Genomic DNA, 13,239 nt, shown 5'->3' on the forward strand with positions numbered 1-13,239 from the left:
CTGCACAAGCACCCCGATGTCGTTTTCACACCTCCCGATCGGCAACGGGCTCCGCTCCACGGCGCTCAAGTCTGGACCCCGGAAAGACGGCTCGACCGCCACACCGAATGGCCGTCGATCACGCCTTCTGGATGGGCCGACCGGAGCAGATTCCGCATCTCGACGAGGCGGCGAAGGTAGCCGTTGAGACCGCCCAGTTCCTCGACCGTCGGGTCGTCCATGCCCCGGATGGCGTTCTCGACCCGCGCGGCCTCGCGCCGGGCCGCGGCGATGGTCCCGGACGGATGCACGGGACGCAGGGCCGCGTCCGCAATGGTCCAGTTCCCGAGGATCGTCCGCGCTCGGTCAAGCGGTCTCCGGGTGCCCGCGACCCCGACGGCCTCGACTGACAATCCATCCTCCCGCAGCGCCTCCCAGAGCCTCCGGTGCCGATCCCGCCACGTAATGTAGCGCCGTCGAAGTGTCGTAGCCGGAATCGGCGTGGACGAACACGGCGCGGCGGGAGTCCAGCGCCACGGGCATCCCGCGCGGGAAGTACCGCCGCGCGCCACCGGTCGCGCCCAGGTAGACCCGGACGGGCAGCGGGGAGCGGTCGATGCCGAGCGCCTCGAACGCGTCCACCTTCTCCGACTCGGTCGGGAGCCAGGGACAGGCCCGGATGCTCGATCACGTAGTCGAACGAGAGCAGGCGGCGCACGACGACCTCGGTCGAGGTGATTCTGCGGTGGCGGACATCCTCGGCACCGAGCACCCGGTAGATGCCGCGCGCGCAGACCCGACAGACCTTCAGGCCCCGGACCGTCTCCTCGGTCACCAGCCTTCGCTCCGCCAAGGCCTGAATGAGCCGGAGCACCTTGAAGCGGCTGGCACTGAGCCAGTCCGAAAGCTGCGCGCGGATGAACACGCCGCCGTGCAGGCTCGCCAGCGCGACCCACTCGGCCCGGCGGCCCGTCAGGCCGAAGGGCTCAAGCGCCCGTTCGCGTCCCTTCACGTGGGTGATCATCGTCGGTTCCCCTCTTGCGAGCCATTTCGGCTCGGGGAGCCGCCGCGACGGGGAACGCACCGACGCCGCGGGGCGCTCCTCGACGAGACCTCGAAATGCTTCGTCACGATCTCCATGCACATCAACCCGAACACGGTGTCGGCAAGCCGCGCAAGTGAGTGGGAAATAGGCCATTTCCCACGTCTCGGCGGGGCAACGGGTTGCCGGATCCGGGTTCGGCCACCCGTCGCCACTGACGGCTCGACGCGGGTTCTCCATCCCGCCGGGGGAGTGCCTTCGTCGGCACTGTTGAAGGGGTGTTCCAGCCTCTCCATGCAAGGAACGGTGAGTAGCCCCCTGCAAGCGAGTCAACTGATAGTGAATCGCCTTTCGTCCAGCAACGTTCGAGGATGTTCGATAACGTACGGCAGCCGAAGGACGCCACCGCCAGCGGTGTGCCGAGCGACCTCCGTGGAGTCTCCGTGGTGGAGCGGTTTCGGTTGGCCGTCCGGCTTGCGGAGGCGACCAAACTGGCCAAGAGTTTGATCGCTACCAGTTGGAGGAATCGCATGCTTGGCCCGCCAGTCGGAGGACTCGCTCCGCGTCAGGCCCTCGGGATCTGGCTGGGAGGCGAAACGGCGCACTCCGAATCGAAGCGAGGCCGAACGGACAAGGGCCGTCCACCAACCGGCGACGACGAAGCCAGTCCGCCCGCAGGTCCCCGCACTGCTTTCATTCAGGTGAAGCCGCGCAAGTGGGTGGAACTCGGATATTCCCACGTCTCGACGGGGCTACGATCCGGGTTCAGCCACCCGCCGCCCAGTTGCGGTGTTGGCGGCCATCCAATATTCGACAGTTGTGGCCGTCGAAAGTCGTACATCTCGGACCGAGCCCATTCTCCCCACGGCGCGCATACGGGGGAATCAGGCTCCAGATCTCCCGCCTCGCGCCGAGGAGCGGATCCGACCAGACGGACCGGGCCGCGCCCCTCTCCCCCGGTGCTCCTGCGGTCCGCGACCGGGATTGGATGAGGCGATGGAGTCGCTTAGGTTTACACTTAGAGGTGGCGCGTCAGGGTCGTTTCCGCATCGCTTGCGAAGGGAGAGGGGGGTTAGGGCGTGACACCGCAAGTCGTTGACCTAGCGTTCCGCCTCACTGGTAGCGATCTGCCCACGGATCACGGGTACTTCCTTTTTGCCGCTATCTCGAAGAACCTGGCTCCTTTTCACGCGGCTTCCGGCTGGGGTATCCATCCGGTTCGCGGCACGCCTTTGGGGAACGGCACGCTCGCCCTTTCCAAGTCGAGCCGCCTCGTGATGCGGTTGCCAGCCGATGATATCCGGCGGGCCATTCCCCTGGCAGGGAAACGGTTGGACGTCGGCGGCCGAACCGTTCGGGTGGGAGTGCCCGAGATTCGTCCTCTTCGGGGCGCTCGGCACCTGTTCGCTCGCTTCGTCACGATCAAGGGCTTCGCTGATGCGCCGGACGAATTCGCCGAAGCGTGCATGCGACAACTCGACAACTTGGCTGTGCGGGAGTATCGCATAGGCGTGGATAAGCGCCGCGTAATGGACGTCAAGGGCTACACGATTGTCGGCCATTCGGTGCGGCTTTCCGGCCTGCACGAGGCGGATTCGGTGCTCATCCAAGAACGCGGGCTCGGTGGCAAACGGAAGATGGGTGCCGGGATCTTCGTGCCGATTCGTCCTGAGCATGCCTGAGGTGCTCCCTTTGGATGTGCTCCTCGCCAAGTCTCGTGTCTCGGCACAGGACGAAGCCATTTCGGTCGCCGAGCACTGCCTGGAAGTGGCGGATTGTGCGGCAGCGATTATCGAGGCGATCGGCTCCGAGCTCGCGGCGTTCTTCGGACTGGACGATAAGGATGAGGCTCAGCTTGCACCGCTGCTCCGCGTGGCTGCGTTGATTCACGACCTTGGCAAGGCGGGAGCCTCCTTCCAAGCCCAGATGCACGAAGGCGAACGCCAGCGGCATCCGTTCTGGCATGAGTGGCTCTCGGTCGCCGTCTGCATGGATCCAGCCGGCCTGGGTTCTTGGATCCGCCGTGCGCTTCCCGAACCCCGAGGTCGGACGGCCGTGCTAACCGCAGTCATGGGTCATCACGTGCGCACATCACCTTCTTCTGTACCGAAGGCCCGGGAGCCTCGGGACGAGGTCGTTTACCTCGACCACGCCTCGCTCTCCAGCCTTTGGCAGCAATTGGCGATTCATGCGCCGGGCGAGGCAACTCCCGAGCCCGAAAGGCGCGGCCTCACGAAAGTCGAGTGGGAGGATCTGCTCTGCGCCTATTTCCTGTTCGTGCAGGATGCCGTGCGTGACCAGCCCCAACCTGGGCGGGAGCACCTTGTGTCGCTCGCCGCCTGCTGCAAGGCGGCTCTCGTCGCTGCGGATACCGTGGCGTCGGCGCGGATCAGCGGGCAGGATACTGCGGCCGGATGGGCCAAGACCGTTCTTCGCCGAGGCCTACGGTCGGACGAACTCGACCGAATCGTGGATGCGCGCCTCGGTGGACGGCCACCCTACCCATTTCAGGAGAGGGTGGCCGCCTCCGACGAGCGGGTGACTCTGGTTGAAGCGGGGTGCGGGAACGGGAAGACTCTTGCCGCCTACATGTGGGCCCGACGCAGTGCCGTCGGTCGACGCCTCGTGTTCTGCTATCCGACGACAGGCACCACTTCGGCCGGGTTTCAGGACTACCTTCTCGCCCAAACCGAACTTGAGCGCCGCCTCATGCACGGTCGTGCATCGGCCGACATCGAGCACATCCTCGATAACGGCGCCGCGTGTGACCGGGACTCGCTCTGGATCGCCGACGTGCTGGACCTATGGGGCACCAAGGTGGTGGCGTGTACGGTGGACTCGGTGCTCTCGCTCCTCGCGTGTTGGCGTCGTGCCCTCGCTGCCGCCCCCGTCTTCGCGCAGTCCGCGTTCGTCTTTGGCGAAGTGCATAGCTACGACGATCAACTCTTCGGCGCGTTTCTCGCTTTTCTTCGCTGGACGCGAGCGTCCTGCCTCGTAATGACGGCGAGCCTGTCCGACGCGCGAAGGGCTGCGATCGAACGGGCGTGCGGGAAGCCGCTCCAGCCAATCGGGGGAGAACCTACCATGGAGGATGCGGCGCGTTACGGAATCGCACGTGTCCACCCAGAAGATGTTACCGAGTGGGTCGAAGAAGCCCGCAAGAGCGGGGGCAAGGTGCTGTATGTCGCCAATACGGTCGCGCGTGCGGTCGCGGCATTCAACCGTTTGGGTACCCGCTGGAGCCCTGACGCTCGGCTCTACCACAGCCGTTTCAGGTATGAGGATCGAGTACGGGTCCAGGGAGAAGTGCTGGAGCTCTTTCGGGGCCGCGGCCCGGCCTTTGTCGCTGCCACGCAGGTCTGCGAGATGTCGCTCGACATCAGTGCCACCCTCCTGATCTCGGAGCTGGCGCCATTCCCGGCGCTCGTACAGCGGCTGGGCCGCCTGAACCGTCGCGCTCGCGAGCCGGAGGCAGCCTGCCCCGCCCTCATCGTTGAGCCCCCTGATCCGCGGCCCTACGATAAGGAGGCTCTGTCGCTGGCGGACCGCATGGTCGCGTCTCTGGAGGGTCAATCGTCATCGCAGCGCGATCTCGCCCGTGCGCTGGCCGGGATGCCGGACGGACCGTACGAGGACCGTATCATGCCCCTGCTCAGCCCATCCGACATCGCCGGGACTCAGCCAGGAATGTTGCGCGACGGCTCGGTGTCAATGCCCGTGGTTCGGGAAGAGGACCTTCCATGTTCGCGGAACCGCATCACGCGAGCCGAACTGGTTCGGCTCACGATCCCGATGCTTCCGTCGCAGGACCATGATGTAAGACTCTGGCACCGCCTGCGGGGGACGCTCGTGGCACCCGCGGGGAGCATCGACTACGATCCGATTAGGGGTGCGCGATGGCGGAACTGACTTGGTCTGTCACAGCGCCCGGCCTCAACTCCCTGGAGCGCTGCGGCCTCGGAGCGATGGCCGCCACGATCGATGCTGCGGATCAGGAGGGGGTCAACCTGACGCCGCTCGACGCATCGTTCGATCGCGATTCCGTCGTGCTGCGCTGGCACGACGACGTACCGGCCCAGGACGCGCTCGCGCAGCTTATCCGGTTCGCTTGGCAGGCTCGGCAACCCGCCGCCGAAGAAGGCTTGGGGGTGCTCTATCTTCCGGCGGTCCACCGGGGCTCCGCCAGGGATGCCTATCCGGACCGCTTGCTGGAGCACAACGGCATCCTCTGGACCTTTCTCCAGCACGGGAAGTCTCAACCGAAGACGAAGCCACCGACGCGCCAGCGGATTGAGTTCGAGGACCGCTCCGTCGAAGTCCATTTCAAGGAGCCCAAGACGAACCACAAGTACGTCTCCGAGTTCTCGCACAAGCTCTTCGGCAAGACGGGTAACCTCAAAGCACGCGTCGACCTCGCGCAGTTCATCATGCCCGGCGCGACGGCCCGACACGGCGGTGAGAAGTCTTGGACCGGCTCGGCCACCCGGGCCGTGCCCCTCTTCTTCGCGCCGATCGGCTGCTTCTTCCTGAGAGCGCAGGAGTCCTGGGTGGTCGTGGTACCCGACGTCTCCGATCTGGCGACATTCGCGTGCGTGCGCCCATGGGTGCAGGTCGGGTGGAAGGATGCGGAAGTCCGGAGCCTCGAGGACGCGGGCCTTCGGGTGGCGGTTGCTTACCGGACCCAATCGCAGACGCGGCGTCTCTCGCTCAAGGGTCTTGAGGTCTTGAGGGTCGGCAGTGTGGCTTGGAACAAGCAGCAGAAGGTCCGCTCGCACTTCTGCCGGGTCCGTCCCGGTACGGAAGAACTGGACCGATTCGAGAAGGTTCTTCGACATCTGCCGAACCGTTACCAAGCCCGGAAAGATGGTACGGGCGACTTCATCTCGGTGCCGACGCCACGAGGGAGGATCTCGGCCAACGTCGTGCATGGATACTATTGGTACCGCTCCCTTTTCGACATCCCGAAGGAAGATCGCAAGGAAGTGAAAGGCCTGAGCAGGAGCAACGAGTCGGAGGAGCGAGCTTGGTTCCGACTCATCGGGTACGAACGAAAAGCCCTAACAGCCATTGCAGAGGAGTTTCCAATGGACGCCGATCAAGAGTTGGACCGATTTTTTCGGGAGGCCATCCACGAGGCGATGGCGCGGCGGTTCCGGGAGGAAGCGGATCGCGCCAAGCGGGGGACGAGATCCGTCCAGAAACGCTGGGACGACTTTCTCGAGTCCTCCCGGAGATTGTTTTCGCGATCCAATACCCGCACTACGCTACGGACGGCACTGGCGGGATTCTTCGCCGAGGCCGGAGGTGGCCACACCCTTCGAGAACACGCTCCGGCTATCTGGGCATTCATCGATGCGCCAACCACGTGGCGCCGCGCTCGGGATCTCGCATTATTTTCCCTTGTAACCTACCAGGGGAAGGTAGAATCCGAGGAGGCCGACGTGGCGAGAGATGCCGACCAGAGCGATTGAGACCGACGCAACTGAATTTCACCCAAGAGCGGAGACCTACCATGGCCCGTCATCTCTTCGGCACAGTTCTGACACTGCACGGGATCGCCTCCAACAACCGGGGCGAGTCCGCCGGCAACGTGACCACGTTGCAGAAGGTCATCAAAGACGACGGACTCTTCACGACCGTAAGCGCCGAGGCGATTCGCTACGCGATTCGGGAGGCGTTCACCGAGGCCGGCAAGGCCGTTAACCGGCGGATTACTCCCGATGGCAGTGAATGGACGGATCCGACCTTCGAGGACTGGACGTCGCATCTCGACGACGACCTGCTCGGTTTCATGCTCCCCAGGGAGGACACCGTCAAGCGTCGCGGCCGACTGGAGATAACCCGGGCTCTCAGCACTCGCCCCTGGCCGGGAGACGTCGTCTTCAATGCGGCGGCAGTTGGCGCGCAGTCGTCGGGAAACACCGATCCGATTCCCTACGGGACCGAGATTCACGCGACACGCTACCAGTACTCGTTCGCCCTCACACCCGAAGCTCTCGAGGAACAAAGGCGGGCCATCGATGCGTTGGAGAGCATTCGCGATCTTCGGAGGGTGGCGGGCAATCACAGCCGGCACCTCTACGATTTTTCGCCTGACGCGGTCGTGCTGCGCTGGACGCATGACCCCGCTCCACGGCTGATGTACTGCTTTGAGCAGGATGAGCGTGGTGCGATCACCGCTGATTCGCTTCTTCTGCGAATCGGCTCCGGCGACATCGACGGAAGTGAAGTTGTGGTCGGGGGTCCCGCAGCGCTGGGGCTACGGGACAGCCTTACCGCCGCAGGGGTTCAATACAAGGAGGGCATCAAGGACGCTTTTGCCGTAATCGAGGCCAGAATGCGGCACGATCTGGGTTTCTAGGAATGGACGCCTTTGTCGTCCGAGCGTCCGTGCCGGTCGTATCGTTTCGCCCCTACCTGTCTAGGGATTATCAGGACACGTATCCGGTTCCGCCCCCCGCCACGGCGTTCGGCATGCTGCTTTCGCTCTGTGGTATCGCGGAAGCGGGACGCCCCGACTTTGGAAACACCGAACTCGCGATCATGGTGGATCGTGTCCGTGAGCCGTCGCCTGTCCTGCGGAGGCTTCGGCGTGACTCCAGTGACGATCAGCGCCACGGACGGGTGGGCTACCGGCCCGACTACCAAGAGCTGATCCTCGGACTTCGAGTGTGGATCGCAGTGCGGCAAGGCGATGCGGCTCGTGACCTGGCGGATTGCGCCCGGGACGCTTTGAAGCGTCCCGAGAGGTTGGACCGTTACGGGGCGCTTTCGCTTGGTGAGAGCACGTTTCTGGTCGACGAGATCTCAGTCTTCGATTCCGCTCCACGAAGCGGTATCTCTCTTCGCCCTGACGGCGCCGGGTCGCTGACCCTCCCTGTTTGGGTCGACTACCAAGACCCGAAGAGAACCAGGCTTCAGCGATTCAGCCTTGAGGCGCGCGTGTTTTCAGAGGATGACTTTGTCCAAGTCGGGCCGGGCGGCTGACATGGACGACGATCGTACCCACGGGTCCGGTTCGGCGCCGCAGGAAGACTCGGCCGACCTACTGCCCGTGATGGCCCTTCATGCTCTGGCCTACTGCCCTCGTCTATTCTATCTCGAAAACGTTGAAGGGCAGCGGGTCGCAAACGCCAAGGTGTACGCGGGCCGCGAACTCCATTCTGGACTCGAGGACAGGCACGGAGACTCGATTCAAGTCGACTCACCCCGACTGGGGCTGCGGGGACGAATCGATTTTATTCGATCGGAGCAGGAGGGAGTGATCCCTGTCGAAGTAAAACGTGGAAGGGCTAAACGGACCGAGACCGGACTCACCGGATGGCCATCGGACATCCTTCAAGTCGTCGCCTACGCCATGCTTCTGGAGGACTCTCTGGAAGGCTCCGTGCAGCAGGCACGCATCCACTACGCAGGCGATGCTGCTTGGGTTCGGGTAGCCGTCACGGATGATCTCAGGAGAGACGTGCGGGCGGCCATCGACGAGGCTGGGAGGCTCGGCGCATCGTCACGACGCCCACCTGTCGCCCAGAACGAGAACCTCTGTAGGCATTGCAGTCTCAACCGGGTCTGCTTGCCAGACGAAGAACGGCCGCTCGAGAATCGGAAGTTGCCGGCCCCGCCGGATGATGATCGTCAGATTGTGCACGTCACCGACCCAGGTTCGCGGATTGGGAAATCAGCGCTGTGTCTGAGGGTGCGAGCAGTCGGTGGGGGCGTCACTGACCTTCCCATTGCGCAGGTTCACTCGATCATACTGCACGGCAACGTCCAAGTCACGTCGCAAGCTATCCGCCTCTGCGTGCAACGTGGTGTAGGCGTGCACTGGTTGACCGGGAGTGGACGCTATCTCGGTTCGCTCGCAGCGTCCGTGGGGAATCCCACGCGTCGGATTCGCCAATACGAGGCGCTACTGGACGCAGACACCCGCCTCAGGCTAGTTCTCGCCCTGGTTTCGGCCCGCATCTGGAACCAATACCGCTACCTGTTGAGGGCCTCGCGCGGCAAGAAGCAACTCCGCGCGAACTTGCAGCCGTTCCTTCGGGAGCTTCGGACTGCGACGCACCGTCTCAATCGGCAGTCCAACGTGGACTCGATCAGAGGGATCGAGGGGGCGGCCGGTCGAGCGTACCACGGCGGATTGAGGAAGCTCATACAGCCCCCGGAGTTCGCGTCTCAACGAAGGACGCGACGACCAGCCCAGGATCCCTTCAATGCTCTCTTGAACTACTCGTATTCGCTCCTGCTGGCGAGGATTGCCAATGCCGTCCTGGCCTGTGGCATCGACCCGCACCTAGGGTTCTACCACACGGATCGCTCGACGGCCCCACCGCTGACGCTGGACTTGATGGAACTGTTTCGCGTGCCTTTGTGCGACATGTCGATTCTCGGTGCGATCAACCGCCGGACCTGGAGGCTGAGTGACTTTGATTGTTCGGATCTCGGCGTCCGCCTGTCACGCCACGTGCGGACCCAGGTGATCGAGTTGTTCGAACGGCGGCTTGACGCCACATGGAAGCATCCGGCCACACGCCACTCGCTGACCTACCGAAAGGGGATCGAGTTGGAAGTCCAGCTGCTGGAGAAGGAGTGGTCTGGATCAGAGGGGCAGTTTGCGCAAGCGAGGTTGCGATGAGCGGTCGTGCCGTTCCACCAAGAGGTGCGGGACGGTGGTATTTGGTCTGCTATGACGTTCGTGATCCGAAACGCCTTCGGCAGGTAGCAAGGATGCTTGAGGGGCACGGGGAGCGCATCCAATATTCCGTCTTTCGATGCTGGTTGTCGGCATCTGGACTCGAACGACTCCGCTGGGAATTAACGGAAGATTGCGTGGCCCAGGAAGATGACGTGATCTTCATTCCGCTCTGCTCACGATGCGTTACAGGGATCAGAGTCACTCACAGTGCTCTCAAGGAGGGCTCGTGGGAGCCGCAACGGGGCCGCGTTCGGATTCTGTAGTCTCGCGATTCAAGCATCGAGGGGGTACGGGATAGAAGGGTCGCTTCTTGACAACACGGAAACCGGGGTCCATGAAAAACTCCCTGCAAGAACGCGTGCCGCTTACCTTTACAGAGGAGCCGTGAGAACCGCTTTGATGCCGGAAGGCGTTGAGCACCGGTACACGTTCTGCGTCGCGGTCGGGGTGAGCACGGAGTGAGAACCGCTTTGATGCCGGAAGGCGTTGAGCACACGACGAAGGTGTTCGACAAAATCCAAATTGCTCCTGTGAGAACCGCTTTGATGCCGGAAGGCGTTGAGCACCTGGAGGCGTGCCGGGCGCTGGGCGAGTCGGAAAAGGTGAGAACCGCTTTGATGCCGGAAGGCGTTGAGCACCGGTAGATGTCGCCGAGCTGCGGCTTGAAAACTCCAGTGAGAACCGCTTTGATGCCGGAAGGCGTTGAGCACCGGTAAGTGTCGCCGTCTCCGGCGAGCTTGCGAAGTGAGAACCGCTTTGATGCCGGAAGGCGTTGAGCACAGAGGCGACAAGAGCGCAACCATCATCTGCCCGAAGTGAGAACCGCTTTGATGCCGGAAGGCGTTGAGCACCGGTGCCTTCCCATGACGGTCGCCTCGTCCTGGGGGTGAGAACCGCTTTGATGCCGGAAGGCGTTGAGCACTGGTGGACGGGGGCGCTCGCGATTACGCCGGCGGCGGCGTGAGAACCGCTTTGATGCCGGAAGGCGTTGAGCACATCGGAGACATGCGCGCTGCCACACTCCGTGTGCAGAGTGAGAACCGCTTTGATGCCGGAAGGCGTTGAGCACGCGTTGTACCCGCCTCTCTGCGTCCAGCATGGCGTGTGAGAACCGCTTTGATGCCGGAAGGCGTTGAGCACTAGTGCCGCTGAGCCCGGAGCGAGCAGGCCGGATCGTGAGAACCGCTTTGATGCCGGAAGGCGTTGAGCACTTCGAGAAGCTGATCTCAAGCCCCTTCTCGCTGCCGGGTGAGAACCGCTTTGATGCCGGAAGGCGTTGAGCACGGGACCGACTCCGACCAATCGTCGTGATTGTAGAGCACGACGGGTGAGAACCGCTTTGATGCCGGAAGGCGTTGAGCACCGATCCGGGCCGCTGGTTCGGCCACGTCGAGACGAGTGAGAACCGCTTTGATGCCGGAAGGCGTTGAGCACCAGTTCGGCAAGCCGCTCAAGGTCTGGGGCAAGACGTGAGAACCGCTTTGATGCCGGAAGGCGTTGAGCACACCGTGGGGATGCTGGCCGGGGTGCCGGCGTCCGCAGTGAGAACCGCTTTGATGCCGGAAGGCGTTGAGCACAACTCGATCCGCCAGTTCGTATCGCCCCGCTGCCGGTGAGAACCGCTTTGATGCCGGAAGGCGTTGAGCACTATCCGTCCGGATCGAGGACGAGATCGAGCTTGACGTGAGAACCGCTTTGATGCCGGAAGGCGTTGAGCACCAAGTCGACCAAGACGCCAGACCCGCCGCGCCACCGGTGAGAACCGCTTTGATGCCGGAAGGCGTTGAGCACCCCTTGTAGGCCGATTTGATCAATCCCCAAAGCGCCATGGTGAGAACCGCTTTGATGGGAAGGCGTTGAGCACCCGGACATCAGCGAGCTGGGCCGGGTCGGTTTCCGGTGAGAACCGCTTTGATGCCGGAAGGCGTTGAGCAACAGTGTAGTCGACGATCTCATCAAGGAGATCAAGCACGCGGTGAGAACCGCTTTGATGCCGGAAGGCGTTGAGCACATAAGGAGCCTGCGCCCGCGGTTCAGGTCGGCCTTTGCAAGCGAGATGTCAATGGGCATCGAAAATGTCCCACTTGTGGGCATTGAAAATGTCCCATCTCGAGGGAGGGTCGTACGGCGGTCACGAGGTTGACGCTCCGGGCGGAGACACATCACGGGCGGGGCCGGGGTGGATGGCCTTGGAGAGATCGGCGTGGCGACGCATGCGGTAGCTGTTGCCGCGGATGTTGACGATGTGGCAGCGGTGCAGGAGCCGGTCGAGCAGCGCGGCGCCATGACCTCGTCGCCGAGGACCCGGCCCCACTCCTCGAAGCCCTTGTTGGAGGTGAGCACGGTCGAGGCGTGCTCGTAGCGCCGGTTGACCAGTTGGAAGAAGAGGGTGGCTCCGCTCTGGGTCACCGGGAGATAGCCGATCTCGTCAACGATCAACAGCGCTGGGTGGGAGAGGGTCAGTCATGACCACCGCGCTCCCTTCGCGGGGCAGCCGCCGAACCGGGACATTTTCCGTGCCGATTGACACATGAGCGTGCGCTGCTACACGGGGGGACAGGGACTTGACCGCAAGAGCCTGCGTCAGCCGCGACGCGTCCGCTTTCCGCGTCGAACGTGTAGCGTTAGAGTCACCGTGCGTTTCGTACCCCCTCGGACCCATCGACGCGGAGTGGCCTCGTGCGAGTATTCGCTTTCGTCGGCGTACTTGCGTCAGTCGTCTCGCTGATCGGCTGTGCAGCAGGCCTCACTCGCGCGGGTTCGATGATACGCGAATCCACTGATCTCTCCGTCCGCAACCGCTGCGAGTTCATCGGCACGATCGATGAGTCCGAGAGGATGGGAGCGGGCCAAGGTGATAACCGCCGTGGGGCGTTGAACCGAGTTAGAAACCGGGTGGCGGAGCTCGGTGGCGACACTTTCCTCATCGTCAGCTTGGGCACCGATAACTCGGGCGCATATGTGCAGGCGGAGGTTTACGGTTGCGGTACAGTTCGCAGCTCGGCAAGCCACGCGCCCGCTACTCCTGCACCCTCCGGCCGAGAAGGCTCCATGACCACGGGATCGGGATTCTACGTAAGTCGCTCTGGACACGTACTCACGAATGCGCATGTGGTGGAGCAGTGCCGAGAGGTGCGCATCCCACCGACTGGTACTGCCGAGATCGTGGCTCGCGACGACGCGAGCGATCTTGCTCTCCTAAAGAACGACATCGCCAACCAGCCGATCCCTGCCATTTTCCGGGGAGGCAGGGGAGTACAACCGGGGGCTGCCGTGGTAGTGATCGGGTTCCCCCTTCAGGGAATCATCTCTTCCGGGCCGAGCGTCACCACTGGGATCATCAGCAGCCTTGCGGGACCTTCTAACGACCGCCGATTGTTTCAGATGACGGCACCGATCCATCCTGGTAGTAGTGGTGGACCTGTATTGGACGACGCCGGCAATGGAGCTGTCCCGCTTTCACGGACGGTTAGTTTCTGTGGTTGATCGTCTCGGGCTCTTCTCCTTTCGGCCTCTCTCAGGC

General features: G+C 63.3%; 10 protein-coding genes, 1 pseudogene and 1 CRISPR repeat array. Of the genes and pseudogenes, 8 read left to right on the forward strand and 3 right to left on the reverse strand.

Annotated elements, in window-relative coordinates; genetic code table 11:
• Positions 1-65: 65 nt before the first annotated feature.
• On the reverse strand, positions 66-392 hold the full coding sequence (locus tag ACOOGH_RS08690; RefSeq protein WP_420447565.1) for a hypothetical protein: 327 nt from the start codon (positions 390-392) through the stop codon (positions 66-68).
• Complete coding sequence (locus tag ACOOGH_RS08695; protein ID WP_420447564.1) at positions 346-621, reverse strand: hypothetical protein; 276 nt, start codon at positions 619-621, stop codon at positions 346-348. Before ACOOGH_RS08695 ends, ACOOGH_RS08690 begins: the two co-directional genes overlap by 47 nt.
• Positions 622-2,100: 1,479 nt before the next feature.
• On the opposite strand from ACOOGH_RS08695, the gene cas6 reads away from it, so the two are divergent.
• From cas6 to cas2, 7 genes are all read left to right on the forward strand, one after another.
• Complete coding sequence (cas6, locus tag ACOOGH_RS08700; RefSeq protein WP_420448539.1) at positions 2,101-2,703, forward strand: type I-MYXAN CRISPR-associated protein Cas6/Cmx6; 603 nt, start codon at positions 2,101-2,103, stop codon at positions 2,701-2,703.
• Positions 2,696-4,930, forward strand: coding sequence for a CRISPR-associated helicase Cas3' (gene cas3, locus ACOOGH_RS08705; protein WP_420448540.1), 2,235 nt, complete (start codon positions 2,696-2,698; stop codon positions 4,928-4,930). Before cas6 ends, cas3 begins: the two co-directional genes overlap by 8 nt.
• Entirely contained in the window at positions 4,918-6,492 is a 1,575-nt protein-coding gene (gene cas8a1, locus ACOOGH_RS08710; protein ID WP_420448541.1) for a type I-MYXAN CRISPR-associated Cas8a1/Cmx1, read from the forward strand. Before cas3 ends, cas8a1 begins: the two co-directional genes overlap by 13 nt.
• Positions 6,493-6,533: 41 nt before the next feature.
• Positions 6,534-7,382: a type I-B CRISPR-associated protein Cas7/Cst2/DevR gene (gene cas7i, locus ACOOGH_RS08715; protein WP_420448542.1), complete on the forward strand. Its 849-nt coding sequence runs from the start codon at positions 6,534-6,536 to the stop codon at positions 7,380-7,382.
• A 2-nt stretch (positions 7,383-7,384) separates the two neighbouring features.
• On the forward strand, positions 7,385-8,008 hold the full coding sequence (gene cas5 / locus ACOOGH_RS08720) for a type I-MYXAN CRISPR-associated protein Cas5/Cmx5/DevS (RefSeq protein ID WP_420448543.1): 624 nt from the start codon (positions 7,385-7,387) through the stop codon (positions 8,006-8,008).
• A 70-nt stretch (positions 8,009-8,078) separates the two neighbouring features.
• On the forward strand, positions 8,079-9,656 hold the full coding sequence (gene cas1 / locus ACOOGH_RS08725; protein WP_420450096.1) for a type I-MYXAN CRISPR-associated endonuclease Cas1: 1,578 nt from the start codon (positions 8,079-8,081) through the stop codon (positions 9,654-9,656).
• Positions 9,653-9,979: a CRISPR-associated endonuclease Cas2 gene (gene cas2 / locus ACOOGH_RS08730; protein ID WP_420448544.1), complete on the forward strand. Its 327-nt coding sequence runs from the start codon at positions 9,653-9,655 to the stop codon at positions 9,977-9,979. The genes cas1 and cas2 overlap by 4 nt, the downstream gene beginning before the upstream one ends.
• Positions 9,980-10,100: 121 nt before the next feature.
• Positions 10,101-11,508: a CRISPR direct-repeat array (repeat unit 36 nt; unit sequence GTGAGAACCGCTTTGATGCCGGAAGGCGTTGAGCAC).
• A 339-nt stretch (positions 11,509-11,847) separates the two neighbouring features.
• Here the strand turns inward: cas2 and ACOOGH_RS08735 are convergent.
• Positions 11,848-12,164: pseudogene (locus ACOOGH_RS08735) on the reverse strand (ATP-binding protein); the annotation flags it as partial.
• Positions 12,165-12,767: 603 nt separating this feature from the next.
• Between ACOOGH_RS08735 and ACOOGH_RS08740 the strand changes: the two are divergent.
• Positions 12,768-13,202, forward strand: a complete 435-nt coding sequence (locus ACOOGH_RS08740) for a S1C family serine protease (protein ID WP_420448545.1) — start codon at positions 12,768-12,770, stop codon at positions 13,200-13,202.
• Positions 13,203-13,239: the final 37 nt, after the last annotated feature.

This window comes from Candidatus Palauibacter sp. (genome assembly GCF_965213655.1).
In the GTDB taxonomy this organism is placed as follows: Bacteria; Gemmatimonadota; Gemmatimonadetes; order Palauibacterales; family Palauibacteraceae; genus Palauibacter.

Coding starts and splice junctions, on each gene's coding strand:
- cas2 (WP_420448544.1), top strand. CDS start 9,653: ATGAGCGGTCGTGCCGTTCCACCAAGAGGTGCGGGACGGTGGTATTTG.
- cas5 (WP_420448543.1), top strand. CDS start 7,385: ATGGACGCCTTTGTCGTCCGAGCGTCCGTGCCGGTCGTATCGTTTCGC.
- cas7i (WP_420448542.1), top strand. CDS start 6,534: ATGGCCCGTCATCTCTTCGGCACAGTTCTGACACTGCACGGGATCGCC.
- ACOOGH_RS08740 (WP_420448545.1), top strand. CDS start 12,768: ATGACCACGGGATCGGGATTCTACGTAAGTCGCTCTGGACACGTACTC.
- cas8a1 (WP_420448541.1), top strand. CDS start 4,918: ATGGCGGAACTGACTTGGTCTGTCACAGCGCCCGGCCTCAACTCCCTG.
- cas1 (WP_420450096.1), top strand. CDS start 8,079: ATGGCCCTTCATGCTCTGGCCTACTGCCCTCGTCTATTCTATCTCGAA.
- cas3 (WP_420448540.1), top strand. CDS start 2,696: ATGCCTGAGGTGCTCCCTTTGGATGTGCTCCTCGCCAAGTCTCGTGTC.